This is a genomic window from Phenylobacterium sp. (assembly GCF_036501465.1).
Classification (GTDB): Bacteria; Pseudomonadota; Alphaproteobacteria; order Caulobacterales; family Caulobacteraceae; genus Phenylobacterium.
On the sequence record NZ_DASYAF010000159.1, the window covers coordinates 51,199 to 68,286 of the forward strand.

Genomic DNA, 17,088 nt, shown 5'->3' on the forward strand with positions numbered 1-17,088 from the left:
ATGGCGTCGGCGGGGGCGCTGATCGCCGATCTCGCCGCGCTGAAGCGCACGACGACGCCCGCGGCGGTTCCCACCGAGCCGTTCCAGATGATCCTGTGGGAGAACATCGGCTACCTGGTCGACGACGAGCGCCGGCGCAGGCTGTTCGACGCCTTCGAAGCCGAGATCGGCCTGTCGCCCGGCGCCATCGAGGCGGCGAGTGACGCGGCTCTCCTCGCTCGCGCCAAACTGGGCGGCATGCGCCCGGAGACCCGGGTCCAGCGCTGGCGCGAGATCGCCCGGCTGATCCGCGAGCGGGCGGGCGGCGACCTGGCCGCGACGCTGCGGGCCCTGCCGCTCGCCAAGGCGCGGGCCCTGCTCAAGGCCTTCCCGGTGATCGCCGACCCGGGCGCGGACAAGGTGCTGCTGTTCTCCGGGATCGCAGCCAGGCCCGCGCTGGAGTCCAACGGCCTGCGGGTGTTGATCCGGCTGGGCTACTGCGCTGAACAGAAATCCTATGACGCCACCTACAAGGGCGGGATCGCGGTGCTGGCGGCGGCGGGGCTCAGCGACCGCGCAGGCCTGATGGACGCCTACCTGCTGCTGCGCGAGCACGGCAGGACGCTGTGCCGCCGCGGCCAGCCGCTCTGCACGGCCTGCCCGTTGTCGGAGGCTTGCCCGCGCCAGCCGGTGGAGAGGTTCTGAGCGGCAGGGCTTGCAGGCCGCGTTTTCGCCATGCTGACGCGGAACAGCTTCACCGGGTCAGGATGCGTGGGAGGCGGCTATGCGGATCGGTCGAGGCTTTGGAGCGGCGCTCGCCGCGGCCCTGCTGGCGGCCGCGGGACCGGCCCTGGCCGCCGCCCCGCCGCAGATGGTCGCGACGGCCCCTGGTGTGCAAATCCGCGTCGTGGACGCCGGGCCGAAGGACGCGGCGCTCACCCTGGTGCTGATCCCCGGCTGGCGCTTCACGGCCGACGCTTGGCGCGAGCAGATCGCCGCCTTTTCCGGCCGCTATCGGGTGATCACGCTCGACCCCCGCTCGCAAGGCGCCTCGACCAAGGCGCTGGACGGCAACACCCCCGAGGACCGGGCCGCCGACCTGCATACGATCCTGGGCCGCCTGCATTCCGGCCCGGCGGTGCTGGTGGGCTGGTCGCAGGGGGCGCAGGACGTCGCCGCCTTTGTCGCCAAGTTCGGGACCAAGGACCTGCGCGGCCTGGTGTTCGTGGACGCCGCTCCGGCCCAGGGCTGGGAGAAAGCGGTCGCCGCGCCCGGCGCGGCGCAGCAGCTGCGCCAGCTCTCGCTCTATGCGCGCTATCCGAGGGAGGCGACCGAGGGGATGATGCAGGCGGTGTTCAAGACGCCGCGCCCCAAGGCCGAGCGCGCCCGGATGATCGCCGACGCCCTGAAGACCCCGCCCACGATCGGCGCCGCCATCCTGGAGGACGATCTGTTCGGTCCCGACCGGATGAGCCCTCTGAGCAAGGCCGATGTGCCCGCCCTGCTGATCGCAGCCGACGCCTCGCCCAACGCCGCCGATCTCGCGGCCCTGGCCAAGGCGCTGCCCAAGGCCGGTCCGGTGCAGACGGTGGCCGGCGCGGGCCACGCGGTCTTCGTGGACAGGCCGCAGGCGTTCGACGCCCTGCTGGGCGACTTCCTGAGGCGGCTCCAGGCCACGGGCTCCGGGCGCTAGGCCTCGGACCGGCCGCACTTGCGGCCGCGGACCAGGAAGGTGGCGCGGCGCGGCGAGTGGACGATCTCGCGCTGGCGCACCTGCAGGCCGAGGTCGCGCAGCATCTCGACGGCGCGCCGGGCGGTCTCCTGGCCCTTGCCGGGCGCCTCGTAGCGGCCGGCCACGCGGAAGTCGCGGATCGACAGCACCAGGTCACCGCCGGGCTTCAGCACCCCGGTCATCTCGGCCAGCGCCCGGTCCTGGTCGGGCCACAGGTGAAAGGAATTGACCGCGAAGGCGAGATCGAACTTCTCGTCCGGGAACGGCAGGTCGCCGGCCTCGCCCAGGCGCAGGTCCAGCGCCGCGTCGCCGCGACGGCCGTTCAGCCGGCGACGGGCGCGGGCGACCATCAGGGCCGAGTGGTCGACGCCCGCCACCAAGCCCAGCGGGACCTTGTTGGCCAACATCTCCAGCGCCTGACCCGGGCCGAAGCCGATCTCCAGCACGGCTGCGCCCGGCGGCGGCTCCAGGGCCTCGACGGTGGCGCGGTTCTGGACGCTGTTGAGGCTCTGCATCAGCCAGCCCATCACCACGCCGGCCGCGCCGCGCGGGTTCGCCGCTTGATGCATGTGGGGTTCCAGGGTCTCGGTCATGCCCCTAGTCGCCGCGGGCCGCCGGAACGGATGCGGGGCCCTGCTGTCAGGCCGCCGGGGCTTTCAGGTAGCCAACCAGCGGGCCGCTGGCGGGAAGGCCGAAGAAGTCGCTGACACCGCGCCAGAAGGCCTCTCGGGCGAAGTATTCGGAGTGAGGGCTGTCCCTGAGGATCAGCTCGCGTTTGACCGCACCCTGCGGAATCGCGGCGAAGACGGCGTCGGTGAAGGCTGGCGGCAGGTTCACGTCCTGCTCGGAGCCGACGACGAGGATGGGGCCGCGCACGCCGCGCGCGATGGCCAGGTTGTCGAACTGGGCGTACTCCGCGTCGGGCCGCAGCCAGGCGAGCCGGCTCACCGGAATCTGGTGATGGATCATCTGCACGCCGGTCGTCACCGGCGCCGCCACGAAGGCGCCGGCCACCGGGTCCTTCGCCGCGACGTCGAGGGCGAAGGTGGCGCCCAGGCTGTGGCCGCCGACATAGACCTTGCGGGCCGCCGGCGTCGGCAGGGCCGCGGCCGCGGCGTAGAGCGCCTGGCCGATCGCCCGCATCTCGGTCATCGAGGGGATCGGCTGGCCCTCGTCGTTGTAGTTGAAGGTCACCAGGTCGAGCTTCAGCGCCCGCGCCGGGATCAGCATCCGGCGCATGGCCGCCTCGGCCCCGTAGCCGTTGCCGTTGAAGAACAGCAGGACGCCCCGGGCGTCGGCGCCGTCATCCCAATAGGCCGAGACCGTCCGGCCGCCGACGGTCAGCGGAAGCGCCTTCACCCGGTGTCGCGGATCGGACAGCTGCGCCAGGGTTTGCGGGGCGACCGGCTTGAAGGCGACCTCGAAGATGTCGCGCTTGTCGAGGGTGTAGCAGGCGGCCAGCGTCAGGCTGAGCGCCAGGGTCGCCAGGGTCCGCATCACCACTGGAGCGCCGTGCTGGGTCCTGGTCATGCTCGGCCCTCCGGGAAGGCGTGAAGCTGAGCCGCGCGACTTGAACGGCATGTGAACCGAAGCGCTCAGCCGGGCAGGCGCACGACCGCTCGCAAGCCCCCCAGCGGCGAACGGGCAAGCGTGATGTCGCCGCCATGGCCGCGGGCGACGTCGCGGGCGATGGCCAGGCCCAGGCCCACGCCCTTGGTGTTCTGGTTGCGCGCCTCGTCCAGCCGCCCGAAGGCCTTGAAGGCCTCCTCGTACTGCGCCTCGGGAATGCCGGGGCCGTCGTCATCGACGACGATCTCGACGCCCCCCTGCGGCGGGACGTGGGCGGCGACCTCGACCCGCTCGCCGTGGACGGCGGCGTTCATCACTAGGTTGGACAGCGCCCGCTTCAAGGCGTTGGGCCGCACCGCGGCGGTGAGCGCGGCGTCGGCGTCGAGGCTGACCTGGGCCCCGGCCCGCAGCGCGCCTTCGCTGACCTGCTCCAGCAGGTCGCGCACGCACACGGTCTCGACCGCTTCGCCGCCCTCGCCGCGGGCGAAGGCCAGGTACTCGTCGATCATGTGCTCCATCTCGGCGAGGTCGGCCTTCATGGCCGCGTTGCGCTTGCTGGGCTCCGCCAGGGCCAGCGCCAGCTTCAGGCGGGTGAGCGGGGTGCGCAGGTCGTGGCTGACGGAGGCCAGCAGGCTGGTGCGCTGCTCGATATGGCGCTGGATGCGCGCGCGCATGTCGAGGAAGGCGTAGGCGGCGCGGCGCACCTCCTTGGCCCCATGCGGCTTGAACTTCTCCACCTCGCCGCCGCGGCCGAAGGCCTCCGCCGCATTGGCCAGCCGTTCGATGGCGCGGACCTGGTTGCGGATGAACAGGATGGAGAGCGCGGTCAAAAGCACCGTCGCCACCGTCATCCACAGCACGAAGATGTGGCCCTGGGTGGCGAAGGCGCGGTCGCGCGGCGCCAGGATGCGCATCACCCCGCCGCGCACCGCCACGCGGATGTCGACGTAGGCGGGATAGCGGGTGGTGTCGAACCAGAAGGGTTGGTCGAGGCGTTCGCTGAGCGCCTTCTGCATCGACTGGTCGATGGGGGCGAACAGGCTCTCGTGGCGCGCCCGGGGCAGGGCGCGGCCGGGCTGGAGGGCGATGGACAGGCCCATGGAGTCCTCGGCCCGCTGGGACAGCTTGGCGAAGGCGGGCGCGCTGGGGTCTTCCTGATAGCTCTCCACGGCCCAGGCGATGTCGCCGGCCAGGCCCTCGGAGAGGCGGCTGGTGACGGTCTGCCAGTGGGCGTCGAAGAAGACGTAGGTCACGGCGACCTGCATGATCGCCACCGGCAGGACGATGATCAGCAGCGAGCGGCCGAACAGGGTCTTCGGCATCTGCCGCTTGATCCAGCGGCCGATCACGCGCGGGCTTCTGGCCATCAGCCGTATCCCATCAGTCTGGCGCCAACCGGTAGCCTATCCCGCGCACCGTCTGCAGGTAGCGCGGCGCCTTGGGGTCGGCCTCGATCTTACGCCGAAGCCTCGTCACCTGCACGTCCACCGCCCGGCCGGAGGGATCCACCGTGCCGCGGGCGAGCTCCAGGCGCTCCACCGGCTCGTCCGGCGTGCGGGCGAGTTGGCGCAGCAGCGCGACCTCGGCCTCGGTGAGCTTCACCGGCTCGCCGTCGCAGGTGAGTTCGCCGCGATCGGGGTCGAACTTGCAGCGGCCGAGCGACAGCGGGCCGCCGGTCTGCGGCCGGTCGGAGGCGCGCCGCAGGATCGCCTCGATGCGCAGCACCAGCTCCTCCGGCTCGAAGGGCTTGGGCAGGTAGTCGTCGGCGCCCAGCTTCAGCCCCTCGATGCGGCTGCCGCTCTCGCTCATGGCGGTGAGCATCAGCACAGGCGTCTTGCCGGTCGGGCCCTTCTGGTCGCGCAGCCAGCGGGTCAGCGAAAAGCCGTCCTCGCCCGGCATCATCACGTCCATCACCGCCAGGTCGAAATCGAGCGAGCCGATCAGCTTACGCGCCTGGGCGCCGCCGGCCGCGGCGGTGACCCGGAAGCCGGCCCGCGCCAGGTATTCCTTGAGCAGTTCGCGGATGCGGTCGTCGTCGTCGACCACCAGCAGGTGGCGGCCTTTGTTTTCGGAAGCGGAGGGCGCGCTCACCGGCCACTCCTCAGGAAGGGCGGCCCATTTTGTTTGACGTGCGCCCCGCAGGAAGGTTCTAGAGGAAGCTTGTGAAAGGAGGTCTCTCCCTCATGACTATCGTGCCCTTCGACGACCGCGACGGATGGATCTGGCTGGACGGCCAGTTCGTGCCCTGGCGCGAGGCGAGCGTGCACGTACTCACGCACGGCCTGCACTATGCCTCGGCCGTGTTCGAGGGCGAGCGGATGTACGGGGGCGTGATCTACGAGCTGACGGCGCATACCGAGCGTCTGTTCAAATCCGCGGAGATCATGGACTTCGAAATCCCCTTCACGGTGGCCCAGATCGATCAGGCCTGCAAGGACACCTGCGCGAAGAACGGCCTCACCGACGCCTATGTGCGCCCGATCGCCTGGCGTGGCTCGGAGATGATCGGGGTCTCGGCGCAGATGACCAGGATCCATGTGGCGATCGCCGCCTGGGACTGGCCGAGCTACTTCAAGCCCGAAGAGAAGGCCAAGGGCATCCGCATGTGCTGGGCCAAATACAAGCGGCCTTCGCCGGAGACCGAGCCGGTGCACGCCAAGGCCACCGGCCTCTACATGATCTGCACCATCTCCAAGCACGCCGCGGAGAAGGCCGGCTACACCGACGCCATGATGCTCGACTACCGCGGCTACGTGGCCGAGAGCACCGGCTCCAACGTCTTCTTCGTGAAGGACGGGGTGATCCATACCCCGACGCCCGACTGCTTCCTGAACGGCATCACGCGCCAGTCGGTGATCAAGCTGGCCCGCGCCAAGGGCTTCGAGGTGATCGAGCGGCACATCCGGCCGGAGGAGCTGTCGGGCTTCTCCGAATGCTTCGTGACCGGCAGCGCCGCCGAGGTGACCCCGGTGGCGGAGATCGGCGAATATGTGTTCCGGCCGGGCAACATCTCGCTCAGCCTGATGGACGACTATTCGAAATGGGTGCGGCGCGAGCTGGTCGGCGCCTAGGCGCGCGGTCATGGGTCCCGTGCAGGGGTAGGACGCGTCGGCAAACCATCACCGATGACCGCCGAGCGGCTCCGCCAGTCCGATCAGAAGGCCCTCGGGGCCGCGGATGTAGCAGAGCCGATAGGCGTCCTCGTAGCGAACCACCTCGCCGACGAGCTGGGCGCCATGCTTGCGCAGCCGGGCCAGCGTGTCGTCGAGGTCGCTCACCGCGAACATGGCGCGCAGGTAGCCGAGAGCGTTCACCGGGGCGTTGCGGTGATCGGCGACGACCGGGGGCCTGAGGAACTGTGAGAGTTCGAGGCGGCTGTGGCCGTCGGGCGTGGCCATCATGGCGATCTCGACCCGCTGGTCGCCCAGCCCGGTGACGCGCCCGGCCCATTCGCCCTCGATTGTGGCTCGCCCCTCAAGTGTCAGGCCAAGCTCGGCGAAGAAGGCGATGGCGTCATCGAGGGATTCCACCGCGATGCCGAGATTGTCCATTCGCAGCAATCGGCTTTTCGTCATGATCTCGGTCCGATCCCTGATGATGGCGCCGCCGGATCTGGCCTGCTTTCCGGCGCCAGGCCAAGGTGCTGAGTTGGCGCATCCCTGGTGTTGAGACCCCGTTGGCCCGGCTGGGGCCGGCCTGTGGGCCGCCGGACGCGGCCGCCTGGGCCCGGGCGCAGGCGAGTGGGGTCGCAAGGTCACCGACATTGTGCTCAGTGGCGGGCGGCCTTGTGAGGCCCCGTTGTTCTTCCAGGACGAGCCTAGGATCATGACCGACTTCGAGGATCTCAAGCGCCGCGCCGCGCCCCTGGAGCCGGACGCCGTTGCGCGAGACCGCCTGTTCGATCTGGCGCGATCGCACGTGGCCGCGTTCCTGGAGGCGCTGCCGGACGCGCCGGCGTTCCTGGAGGAGCCCCAGGTCATGGCGAGGCGCCACGAGGCGGCGGTGCCGGAGGTGGGCCGTGACGCCGCCGACGTGCTGGCTTACGTCCGCGATTGCGTGGACGCGCCTGGCATCACCGCGGCCTCGCCCCGTTTCATGGGCTACATCCCCGGCGGCGGCCTGTTCCATTCCGCGATCGCCGACATGCTGGCCGCGGCCGCGAACAAATATTCGGCCTATGTGCCCGCGGCCCCGGGCGCGGCCCTGATCGAAAATGTGGTGATGTCCTGGCTGGCGGAGGCCGCGGGGTATCCGGACACCGCCGCCGGCGTGCTCTGCTCGGGCGGCAGCCTGGCGACCTTGACGGCTGTCGTCGTCGCGCGCGACGCGCGCGATCCGGCCGGCGGCGGCGTGGTCTACGCGACCCGGTTTACGCACCATTGCGTCGACAAGGCGCTGCATATCGCCGGCCGGGGCGCAGCCCCGCGGCGCATGATCGAGACTGATGAACGGCGACGCATGTCGCCCGAGGCGCTGGCGCGCGCCATCGAACGCGATCTCGCCGACGGCCTGCGACCCTGGCTCGTCGTGGCCTCGGCCGGCACAACGGACACCGGCTCGGTCGATCCGCTCGATGCGATCGCCGACCTCTGCGAGCGCCACGGCGTCTGGCTGCACGTGGACGGCGCCTATGGCGGCCTCTTCCGGCTCTGTCCGGAGGGCCAGGCCATCCCGACCGGCATGGAGCGCGCCGACAGCCTGGTCCTGGATCCGCACAAGACCCTCTTCCTGCCGTACGGGGCGGGCGCGGTGCTGGTGCGCGACGGCCGGCTTCTCCACGCCTCGTTCAGCGCCAGCGCGGCCTATATGATGCAGTCCAGCGACGCCGACGTCGGGCCCTCGCCCTCCGACCTCGGACCGGAGCTGACGCGGCACTTCCGGGCGCTTCGGCTGTGGTTGCCGCTGCAACTGGCGGGCGTCGCGGCCTTCCGGGCCGCACTCAGCGAGAAGCTGGCGCTGGCCCGGCGCCTGCACGCCCGGCTGTCGGAGTTGGACTGGTTCGATGCCGGGCCGCCGCCGGACCTGTCGGTCGTCGCCTTCCGCTATCTGCCCAGGAGCGGCGACGCCAATCGCTTCAACGAGCAGCTCCTGGCGAAGCTTCAGGCCGACGGGCGCGTCTTCCTGAGCGGGACGCGCATCGACGGGGACCTCTATCTGCGCGCAGCCATCTTGTCGTTCCGCACCCACGTCCAGCACGTGGACGACCTGCTCGAATGCCTGGTCCGAAGCGTCGAGGCGCTGCAGGCGACGACGGGCGCGTGATCAGGGATCGGACGCTGAAGGCCGGAGGTGGGCCTGGCCGTCCGCTCAGGCGCGGAGGTCACTCGCCGGTCGGGGCCTGACCCTTCACCAGACGCCGGGCAGGAGCCGCCAGCGCACCCGCCGGGCGTAGTCGTCGTAGCCCGCCAGCGCTTCGCTGAGCGTCCGCTCCTCGCCGAAGATGCGCCAGGCGAGGCCGAGGTAGAATGGCGGCACGACCACCAGGCCCCACCAGGACCCGAGCATCAGTGGCCCGCCCACGAACTGCAGGGCGGCGAAGGCGTACATCGGGTGGCGGACCCAGGCGTAGGGGCCGGTGTCGATCACCCTCTGCCCGCGTTCGGCCTGGATGCGGATCACTGGGGCGGCGAAGCTGTTGGTGGCGAACACCCAGGCGATGCCTAAGTAGCTGGCGGCGATCAGCGCCGCGCCCAGCACCTGCAGCGCCATCGGCACCTGGGACCAGCCGAAACGCCGCGCGTCGAGGCCCATGAGCACGGTCCAGCCCAGGTAGACCACCATCACCAACGACAGGAACACGCGGTCGAAACCCTTCTGGCCCTTCTGGTAGGGCGAGGCCAACCGCTCGCGCAGCAAGCCGGGGTCCGCGTCGGCGAGCCAGAGGCTGACGCCCAGGCCCAGGATCAGGAAGACGCCCAGATAAGCCCAGGCGCTGGGCCAGGCCCAGGTTCCGGCCGCGCCAAACAACAGCCCACCGAGGACGACCACCGTCGCGGCCATCTCGGCCAGTAGCAGGGCGATGAGGCGGGCCTTGCTCATGCCCACACCATTGGCCCGTCCTTACAGGCCCGGGGTCATCAGACGTACCAGCCGTAGGGCTGGTCGATGGGTCGGCCCTCGGCCAGGCGCACCGCGCCCACGATGCAGCGGATCATCGCCCACAGCCAGGCGAGGAACATGATCACCCCGCCGGCCCACACCACCGGGAAGCCGATCAGGATGAACATCAGCGGGAAGCCCACCGCCATGATGAGGCCGCCCGCCAGCATGCCGACCAGCGCCGTCCAGAAGGTGCGGATCTGATAGGTGTAGTGGCTGGCGTTGGCGGGTCCCGACGAGCCGCGCAGCACATAGGCCATGACCAGGCCGACCACCAGCGTCAGGCCGTGGAACAGGCCCAGGATGTAGAGCGCATAGACCACCGCCGGCATGGCGCGGTCTTCGTAGATGGCGCCGGGATCCCGGCCATATTGATAGTTCGGGCTCATCAGAGTTTCAGACCCCTCGTGCGACCCCGATTCAGCGTCCAGGTCCCCGACCCGAACCCATCGCGGTCACCCTTAATGTTGGCGCCAAACCGCGTTCTCACAACCATAAGCTTTTGTAATTCAGTCGCGGACGACTGTGATCTCCACCCCGGCGGCCGTGGCGTCGGGGGCGAGCGCCAGGGGTTTCTGCACCCGCACCTTCGCCTGGGTGACGCGGTCGTCGGCCAGGCAGGCATGGGCCAGGCGCTCGGCGAAGGTCTCCACCAGCTCGATGTGGCCGCCGGCGGCGATGTCGCGGGCCGCCGCCAGAATGGTCTCGTAGTTCAAGGTCTCGGAGAGCCGGGCCGCACCGGCGGTGGGCACGTCCAGCTCCACGTCCAGCACCAGGGGCTGCACTCGCCCGATCTCGTGGCGGTAGACGCCGATCTGCGCCTGCACCTTCAGGCCGGAGACGAACACCCGGGTCATGGCGGTGCGCAGGGTGGTCATGACGGCGGCGGCCCTACGACAGGTCGTTGATGGAAAAGTCGGGCCGGCTCGCCCAGGCGCCCGGCCGCCAGGCCGCACCGGAGGCGGCCCAGTCGTCGGCGGTGACCACCACGCGGTTGGTGGGGGTCTCCTCGATGGCGATTTCTTTCGCTTCGAACGGCAGGCTGTCGCCGGCCAGGAAGGCGGAGAGCTTCAGCAGGAAGGCCACGGCCAGGGCCTCGGTGGTCGGGTCGCCCTCCATCACCATGAGGCGCGCAAGCCGCTCCGGCTCGTGCTCGCGGAAATAGGCGATCAGCGGATCGGCGGCGTTGACCTGGAAGGCGTGGTCGACCGCCTCGTCGATCCAGGCGTGCCAGCGGCGCTTCAGATCGGCGAACGGCGCGGCCATGTTCGAGCCGCCGAAGTCCATGTCGCGCTTCGGGCGCAGGGTGACCGTGACGACCTCGTTGTGGCCGTGCGGCGTCAGGCACTTGCCGGCGGCGTCGTGCAGCAGCCGGTGCGCCATGGAATAGCGCCGCGAGAACTGGAGTTGGATCATTTCCCGGCCCCAATACAGCCCTTGGCCGCCGATCCAAAGCCTGCGCGCGGAAACGCCGCTTCGGGCTAGGTTTCGAAGGCGACGTCGCGGGGCCGGCGCATCAGGCTCTCGCCGCCGTCGACCGTGAGGTTCTGGCCGGCGAAGCTGGGCGTCTCGACGATGAAGCGCAGGGCGCGGCGCAGGTCGGCGGTGGTCGAAGTGACGCCCGTCAGAGTCGCCGCCGCGGCCCGCTGATAGTCCGCCTCGGTCTGGTCGCCGCTGGGCAGGGTGAGGCCAGGCGCCAGGCCACAGACCCGGATGCGCGGCGCCAGCGCCAGCGACAGCGTCGGTGTCAGCCCCGCCAGCGCCACCTTGCCCGCGGTGTAGGAAAAGAAGTCCGGGTTCGGGAAATTCACCTTCTGGTCCAGCACATTGACCACCAGGCCGCGCGCGGCGCGAAGGCCCGCCGCGAACGCCTGGATCAGCAGCAGCGGGGCGGTCAGGTTGGAGTCGAGGGCATGGGCAAGGCCGGCCTTGTCGAAGGTCGCCAGCGTGTCGAACCGGAAGGCCGAGGCGTTGTTGACCAGGACATCCAGGTCCGGGAAGGCGGCGAAGGCCTGGGCGACCAGCCCGCGGCATTGGGCTTCGTCGTCGAGGTCGGCGCGCAGGGCGATCGCCCGGCCGCCGCCGCGTTCGATGTCGGCGACCACCGCCGCCGCCTCGTCCGGATGCGAGCGGTAATGGACCACGACCGCGCGGCCCGTCTCGGCCAGTTCGCGGGCGAGTTCCGCGCCGACCCGGCGGGCTGCGCCGGTGACGAGCGCGGCGCCCTTGATCTCGGGCTTTCGGCTCATGCGGGACGCCTGCGGAACCATTCGACACCGGCGGCTCGCGTTTCGCTGAAGATGTCGGGCTTCTTGATGCGAACGCGTGTGGCCTCCACCAGCGGGTCTCGGAACACGAAGTCGGTCAGGCGGGCGAGCAGGTCCTCAAGCAGGGGCGTGTGGTCCAGCGACGGCCAGCGCAGGATCTCCTCGCGCACCCGGTCGTAGTCCAGGTAGGCGCGCGCGCCCGAGGCGTCGAAGGCCGCGGCGGTGAACATCTCGACGGAGACCAGCAGGCGGTTGGGCCGCTCGGGATGCTGCTCCCAGGGATGCAGGCCGCAGCGGACCCTGACCTCGACATCCTCGAGGATCGCCGCCTGGTAGTCCGCCCGGTCACGCCAGTCCATGCCGCATCTTCCGCTGCTTCCGCCTGGGCATAACAACCGGGGCCGGCGGCGGCAAACGCTCGGTCAGCCCACCGCCACCCATTCGCAGCCGCCGTCCCCGGCGATCAGGCGGCTGAGGCCGTCGGCCAGGCGGCCGGGGTCGGCGTCGGCCAGCCGCCCGCTCGACGGGCCCAGCGCCGCCACGCGCAGCCGCGGGCCCAGCGCCGCGGCGAGCAGCGGCGTCGCCTCGAAAAGCGCCGCGCGGCTGAGCGCGTAGGAGAAGGGCGTTTCGGCCGTCGCGGCCGCCCGGTCCAGCACGTTGACGACCAGCCCGTCACGGCCGTGCGGCAGGCGTCGCGCAAACGCCTGAGCCAGCACCAGGGGCGCGCGCAGGTTGGTCTCCATATGCAGGTCCCAGGAGGCGCGGTTCATGTCGGCGAAGGCGTCGTCCTCCAGCACGCTGGCGCTGTTGACCAGCAAGGTGACCGGTCCGAGCTCGGCTTCGGCCTGGCCGACCAGGGCGACCACGGCGGCCTCCTGGCGCAGGTCGCAGCTCAGGAGCGCCGCCTTGCGGCCGCGGGCGCGCACGTCGCCGGCGGCGGCTTCGGCCAGGTCGTCGATGCTGCGGACGTGGAGGGCGACGTCATAACCCGCCTCGGCGGCGGCGGTCGCCAGCGCCCGGCCGATGCGCCGCGCGCCGCCGGTGACCAGGGCGGCTCCGCGCTCAGACATCGCTGAGCGGCAGGGGGCGGGGCGTCGGGGTCAGTCGAACCGGCCGAATTCGACGCGGTTCAGGATCGCGATCACGGCGATGAAGGCGATGATGAGGTAGATGCCGGCCATGGCGGTCTCCGAAACTGTTGTCCGGGCTTTATCGGCGCGGCGCCTTGGCCGCAAGCGCTTGTGGAACGCGCGCCCTGGGGCTCTAGCTTCCTGAAAACCGCCGGGGAGACCGCCCATGCCGCTTTCGACCATCCCGATCGAGGCCTTCGCCAAGATCGCCGTCGGCATCGACCGGCCGGAGGACGTGGTGGTGGGGCCGGACGGCCGGGTCTTCGCCTCCGACCACCAGTGCGCGGTGGCGGAGATCTTTCCCGACGGCTCTTTCCGGCGGCTGGGGCCGAAGGGCGGGGCGCCCAACGGGCTCAACATGGACAGCGAGGGCCGCATCCTGATCGCCAACTTCGGGATCTATGACCGCCAGGACGGGCCGCTGCAGCGGTTCGATCCCGCCACGGGCCGGCACGAGACCCTGGTGGCCGAGGTGGGCGGCAAGCGGCTGACCTCGGCCAACTATCCGGTGATGACGCAGGACGGCTGCATCTGGTGCGCCAACTCCACCCACGCGGAGACCTGGCCGCAGGCGCTGGACGGGCGGCCCGACGGCTTCCTGTTCGTGCTGCGCCCGGACGGCGGCTCGGAGATCGTCGCCGAGGGCCTGAAGTTCCCCAACGGCCTGGCGCTCTCGGCCGACGAGACGACTCTCTACTGCGCCCAGACCACCGGACCGGACGTGCTGGCCTTTCCGATCCTGCCAGGCGGCCGGCTGGGCCGGGGCGAACGCTATGGCCCGGCGCTGGGGCTGCTGCAGGCCGCGCCGGGCGAGCCGCAGCACGATCACAACGACCTCGGCTACACCGACGGCGTGGGCGTCGACGCCGAGGGCAATGTCTGGGTCTGCCTGCCGGCGGCCAACAAGGTGGTGGCGATCTTGCCGGACAAGAGCGTGGTCACCGTCTTCCACGACCCGAGCGGGGTGGTGGTGAACCACCCGACCAACGTCACTTGGGGCGGAAGCGACCTGAAGGACCTCTACATCGGCTCGATCCGCGCGGACTATGTGCTGAAGGCCCGCTCGCCGCTCGCCGGCCAGCCGCTGATCCACCAGCGGTGACCCCCGAGGTAATTGAACCTCGCCCTGGGCCCCTGTCACTTTCGCCCCTGCTGATTGGCGCGCGCACCTGCTGCCGGCTTGGCCTTACAGTGTCTAGGTTTCGGACACGGGGCGCGCGGCGGTGGTTGCAGCGCCTAACCTGAACTCGAGGAGATGCGACATGACCTATTCCGGAAGCTGCTTCTGCGGCGCTATTGAGGTTCAGGCCGAGGGCGAGCCCGTCGGCATGGGCTTCTGCCACTGCCGCTCCTGCCGGTCCTGGTCCGGCGGCCCGGTCAACGCCTTCACCCTGTGGCCGCCGGCGGCGGTCAAGGTGACCAAGGGCGCGGACCAGGTGACCAGCTTCGCCAAGACCGAAGTGAGCGACCGCACCTATTGCGCCAAGTGCGGCGGCCACCTGATGACCCGTCACCCCACCCTGGGGGTGGTGGACATCTTCTCGGCCACCTTGCCGGACCTTGCCTTCGCGCCGGGCCTGCACATCAACTATGCGGAGACGGTGCTGCCGATGAGGGACGGCCTGCCGAAGTTCAAGGATTTCCCCACCGACTTCGGCGGTTCGGGCGAAATGGTCGCCGAATAGGAGCCCTGACGGCCTCCGCAGACGTTCGTGGGATGAATCCCCCTTCCGCAGTGATCGCCGATCACTAAGATAAGGGGTGAAGCCGGGGCGGGTCCGTCCCGCCCGGCGCCTCACACCCTGAACGCTCTGCGGAGGACGTCATGCGCGAGTACCTCAAGTTCTATATCGACGGCCAATGGGTCGAACCGGTCGAGCTGAAGACGCTGGACGTCGAGAACCCGGCCACCGAGCAGGTCGCCGGCAAGATCGCGCTCGGCTCCGCCGCCGATGTGGACAAGGCCGTGAAGGCCGCCCGCAAGGCCTTTGCCAGCTGGTCGCAGACCAGCCGCGAGGAGCGCCTGGAGGTGCTCGGCCGCATCCTGGCCGAATACCAGAAGCGCTTCGGCGACCTGGCGACCGCGGTGACCGAGGAGATGGGCGCGCCCGCCTCGCTCGCCCAGCGCGCCCAGGTGCCGGCCGGCATGGGCCACCTGGCCACCGCCGCCAACGTCCTGAAGGACTTCAAGTTCGAGGATGAGCGCGGCGAGACCCTGATCGTCAAGGAACCGGTCGGCGTCTGCTCGTTCATCACCCCTTGGAACTGGCCGCTGAACCAGATCGCCTGCAAGGTGGCCCCGGCCATCGCCACCGGCTGCACCATGGTGCTGAAGCCGTCGGAAGTGGCGCCGTTCAGCGGGCACATCTTCGCCGAGATCATGCATGCGGCTGGCGTGCCGGCCGGCGTGTTCAACATGGTCCATGGCGACGGCCCGACGGTGGGCGTGGCGCTGTCGACCCACCCGGAAGTGGACATGGTCTCCTTCACCGGCTCGACCCGGGCCGGGATCGAGGTGGCCAAGAACGCCGCCCCGGGCGTCAAGCGCGTGCACCAGGAACTGGGCGGCAAGAGCCCCAACATCGTCCTGGACGACGACGCCTTCGCCAAGGGCGTGGGCCGCGGCGTGGCGCACGTGATGAACAACTCCGGCCAGAGCTGCAATGCGCCCACCCGGATGCTGGTCCCGGCCAAGCGGATGGACGAGGCGATCGCCGTCGCCAAGGCCGCCGCCGAGCAGATCACGGTCGGCGACCCGAACGGCAACCACAACCTGGGCCCGGTGGTCTCCAAGGTGCAGTGGGACAAGATCCAGGGCCTGATCAAGAAGGGCGTCGAGGAAGGCGCGACCCTGGTGACCGGCGGCGCGGGACGTCCCGATGGCCTGGACAAGGGCCACTATGTGAAGCCCACGGTGTTCGGCAACGTGACCAACGACATGACCATCGCGCGCGAGGAGATCTTCGGGCCGGTGCTGGCGATCATGCCGTATTCAAGCGTCGATGAGGCGATCGCGGTCGGCAACGACACCGAGTACGGCCTCGCCGGCTATGTGCAGAGCGCCGACATCGCCAAGGCCCGCGACGTGGCTCGCAAGATCCGCGCCGGCCAGGTGTCGATCAACGGCGCCTCGGACATGACCGCGCCCTTCGGCGGCTACAAGAAGAGCGGCAACGGCCGCGAGTGGGGCGACTTCGCCTTCCACGAGTTCCTGGAGACCAAGGCGATCATGGGCTACGCGCCCAAGGCCGCGGAGTAGCCTTCAGACTAACGATCAGGGGCCGCCGAAAGGCGGCCCCTTTTCATTTCAGGAGACTGCCCATGGCCGCCCTCGACGCCGCTTTCGCCTCCATGATCGCCGAGCAGGAGGCGGCGGCGAAGGCCAACCCGCTGCCGCCGCTGGATGTCCTGCCGCCGGAGATGGTGCGCGTCGGCTATCGCACGCAGCGCCAGGGTCAGGACCAGACCGCCCCCAAGGATGTGACGGCGAAGGACCTGACGGTGGCGGGCGCCATCCCGGCGCGGCTCTATACGCCGGCCGGCGCGGCGACGCCCTCGGCGCTCTTGATCTACTTCCACGGTGGCGGCTTCGTGATCGGCGACCTGGAGAGCCACGACGGCCATTGCCGAAGGCTGGCCGCGGGCGCCGGCTGCCGGGTGCTGGCGGTGGACTACCGCCTGGCGCCGGAGCATCCGTTCCCGGCCGGCCACGACGACGCGCTGGCGGCGACGACCTGGGCTTTCGATCACGCGGGCGAGCTGGGCGTCGATCCGGCGCGGATCGCGGTCGGCGGCTGCAGCGCCGGCGGCAACCTCGCCGCCTCGGTGGCGCTGGACCTGAAGGACGACCCGAAGCGGCGGCTGAAGTTCCAGCTGCTGCTCTATCCCGGCATCTGGCCGCAGGAGGAGACCGCCTCGCGCAAGGACCTCGACGGCCCGGTGCTGACCAAGGAAGCCCTGGCCTGGTTCGAGAAGCTGCTGGCCGCCGTGGGCCATCCGCAGGCTCACCGCGCCATGCTGGCGGCCCGCGACGTGGCGGGCGCGGCGCCGGCCCTGGTCGTCACGGCGGGCTTCGATCCGCTGAAGGACGAGGGCCGCGGCTACGCCGAGCGGCTGGCTGCGGCGGGCGTCGCGGCGCGCCACGTCGAATACCCGAGCCTGGTGCACGACTTCTATGTGATGTGCGACGTCTCGCCCGCGGCGGCGGCGGCTTCGGCCGAAACGGCGGCGGCGCTCAAGGCCGCGCTGCAATAGAGCTGTCATCGCGGTTTCGCGGCACGCGAAGACCGGGACCCATAGACGCTGCGATTCC

Annotated in this window: 21 protein-coding genes; 8 read left to right on the plus strand and 13 right to left on the minus strand. The window is 70.4% G+C overall.

From position 1 onward, the window contains the following. Together VGL85_RS18420 and VGL85_RS18425 are read left to right on the plus strand one after the other, a co-directional pair. On the plus strand, window positions 1-684 hold the full coding sequence (locus VGL85_RS18420; protein WP_331590463.1) for a hypothetical protein: 684 nt from the start codon (window positions 1-3) through the stop codon (window positions 682-684). A 79-nt stretch (window positions 685-763) separates the two neighbouring features. Further along, window positions 764-1,672: an alpha/beta hydrolase gene (locus VGL85_RS18425; protein WP_331590464.1), complete on the plus strand. Its 909-nt coding sequence runs from the start codon at window positions 764-766 to the stop codon at window positions 1,670-1,672. Here the strand turns inward: VGL85_RS18425 and VGL85_RS18430 are convergent. From VGL85_RS18430 to VGL85_RS18445, 4 genes are all read right to left on the minus strand, one after another. Beyond that, on the minus strand, window positions 1,669-2,304 hold the full coding sequence (locus tag VGL85_RS18430; RefSeq protein ID WP_331590465.1) for a class I SAM-dependent methyltransferase: 636 nt from the start codon (window positions 2,302-2,304) through the stop codon (window positions 1,669-1,671). The two genes, VGL85_RS18425 and VGL85_RS18430, sit on opposite strands and share 4 nt — an antisense overlap. A gap of 46 nt (window positions 2,305-2,350) precedes the next feature. Further along, window positions 2,351-3,241, minus strand: a complete 891-nt coding sequence (locus tag VGL85_RS18435; RefSeq protein ID WP_331590466.1) for a hypothetical protein — start codon at window positions 3,239-3,241, stop codon at window positions 2,351-2,353. A gap of 65 nt (window positions 3,242-3,306) precedes the next feature. Next, a complete protein-coding gene (locus VGL85_RS18440; RefSeq protein WP_331590467.1) occupies window positions 3,307-4,647 on the minus strand; it encodes an ATP-binding protein in 1,341 nt (446 codons plus the stop codon). Between the two features lie 13 nt (window positions 4,648-4,660). Next, window positions 4,661-5,371, minus strand: coding sequence for a response regulator transcription factor (locus VGL85_RS18445; RefSeq protein WP_331590468.1), 711 nt, complete (start codon window positions 5,369-5,371; stop codon window positions 4,661-4,663). Between the two features lie 92 nt (window positions 5,372-5,463). Between VGL85_RS18445 and VGL85_RS18450 the strand changes: the two genes are divergently transcribed. Further along, entirely contained in the window at window positions 5,464-6,351 is an 888-nt protein-coding gene (locus tag VGL85_RS18450; protein ID WP_331590469.1) for a branched-chain amino acid aminotransferase, read from the plus strand. 48 nt (window positions 6,352-6,399) lie between these two features. Here the strand turns inward: VGL85_RS18450 and VGL85_RS18455 are convergent, their stop codons facing one another. Further along, window positions 6,400-6,831, minus strand: coding sequence for a VOC family protein (locus tag VGL85_RS18455; RefSeq protein WP_331590470.1), 432 nt, complete (start codon window positions 6,829-6,831; stop codon window positions 6,400-6,402). 274 nt (window positions 6,832-7,105) lie between these two features. On the opposite strand from VGL85_RS18455, the gene VGL85_RS18460 reads away from it, so the two are divergent. Next, window positions 7,106-8,542, plus strand: a complete 1,437-nt coding sequence (locus VGL85_RS18460; RefSeq protein ID WP_331590471.1) for a pyridoxal phosphate-dependent decarboxylase family protein — start codon at window positions 7,106-7,108, stop codon at window positions 8,540-8,542. Window positions 8,543-8,626: 84 nt separating this feature from the next. Here VGL85_RS18460 and VGL85_RS18465 read toward each other — a convergent pair whose 3' ends face one another. The 8 genes from VGL85_RS18465 to VGL85_RS18500 all read right to left on the minus strand — a co-directional run bounded on the left by VGL85_RS18465 (window position 8,627) and on the right by VGL85_RS18500 (window position 12,959). After that, a complete protein-coding gene (locus tag VGL85_RS18465; RefSeq protein WP_331590472.1) occupies window positions 8,627-9,319 on the minus strand; it encodes an isoprenylcysteine carboxylmethyltransferase family protein in 693 nt (230 codons plus the stop codon). 38 nt (window positions 9,320-9,357) lie between these two features. After that, window positions 9,358-9,768 (minus strand): hypothetical protein, encoded by a 411-nt coding sequence (locus tag VGL85_RS18470; protein WP_331590473.1) that lies wholly within the window; start codon window positions 9,766-9,768, stop codon window positions 9,358-9,360. Window positions 9,769-9,888: 120 nt separating this feature from the next. Next, window positions 9,889-10,257: a dihydroneopterin aldolase gene (gene folB / locus VGL85_RS18475; protein WP_331590474.1), complete on the minus strand. Its 369-nt coding sequence runs from the start codon at window positions 10,255-10,257 to the stop codon at window positions 9,889-9,891. A 13-nt stretch (window positions 10,258-10,270) separates the two neighbouring features. Continuing rightward, window positions 10,271-10,795 carry a 6-pyruvoyl trahydropterin synthase family protein gene (locus tag VGL85_RS18480; protein ID WP_331590475.1) on the minus strand — a complete coding sequence of 175 codons (525 nt, stop codon included), beginning with the start codon at window positions 10,793-10,795 and terminating at the stop codon, window positions 10,271-10,273. Between the two features lie 65 nt (window positions 10,796-10,860). Beyond that, window positions 10,861-11,628, minus strand: coding sequence for an SDR family NAD(P)-dependent oxidoreductase (locus tag VGL85_RS18485; protein WP_331590476.1), 768 nt, complete (start codon window positions 11,626-11,628; stop codon window positions 10,861-10,863). Continuing rightward, complete coding sequence (locus VGL85_RS18490) at window positions 11,625-12,005, minus strand: dihydroneopterin aldolase (RefSeq protein WP_331590477.1); 381 nt, start codon at window positions 12,003-12,005, stop codon at window positions 11,625-11,627. The genes VGL85_RS18485 and VGL85_RS18490 overlap by 4 nt, the downstream gene beginning before the upstream one ends. A gap of 63 nt (window positions 12,006-12,068) precedes the next feature. After that, complete coding sequence (locus VGL85_RS18495) at window positions 12,069-12,716, minus strand: SDR family NAD(P)-dependent oxidoreductase (RefSeq protein ID WP_331590478.1); 648 nt, start codon at window positions 12,714-12,716, stop codon at window positions 12,069-12,071. Between the two features lie 30 nt (window positions 12,717-12,746). Beyond that, a complete protein-coding gene (locus tag VGL85_RS18500) occupies window positions 12,747-12,959 on the minus strand; it encodes a hypothetical protein (RefSeq protein WP_331590479.1) in 213 nt (70 codons plus the stop codon). On the opposite strand from VGL85_RS18500, the gene VGL85_RS18505 reads away from it, so the two are divergent. The 4 genes from VGL85_RS18505 to VGL85_RS18520 all read left to right on the plus strand — a co-directional run bounded on the left by VGL85_RS18505 (window position 12,943) and on the right by VGL85_RS18520 (window position 17,030). Continuing rightward, complete coding sequence (locus tag VGL85_RS18505; RefSeq protein ID WP_331590480.1) at window positions 12,943-13,878, plus strand: SMP-30/gluconolactonase/LRE family protein; 936 nt, start codon at window positions 12,943-12,945, stop codon at window positions 13,876-13,878. The two genes, VGL85_RS18500 and VGL85_RS18505, sit on opposite strands and share 17 nt — an antisense overlap. 160 nt (window positions 13,879-14,038) lie before the next feature. Then, window positions 14,039-14,461: a GFA family protein gene (locus VGL85_RS18510; RefSeq protein ID WP_331590481.1), complete on the plus strand. Its 423-nt coding sequence runs from the start codon at window positions 14,039-14,041 to the stop codon at window positions 14,459-14,461. A 140-nt stretch (window positions 14,462-14,601) separates the two neighbouring features. Further along, a complete protein-coding gene (locus VGL85_RS18515; protein WP_331590482.1) occupies window positions 14,602-16,035 on the plus strand; it encodes an aldehyde dehydrogenase family protein in 1,434 nt (477 codons plus the stop codon). 62 nt (window positions 16,036-16,097) lie between these two features. Then, window positions 16,098-17,030: an alpha/beta hydrolase gene (locus VGL85_RS18520; RefSeq protein WP_331590483.1), complete on the plus strand. Its 933-nt coding sequence runs from the start codon at window positions 16,098-16,100 to the stop codon at window positions 17,028-17,030. Window positions 17,031-17,088 lie beyond the last annotated feature (58 nt).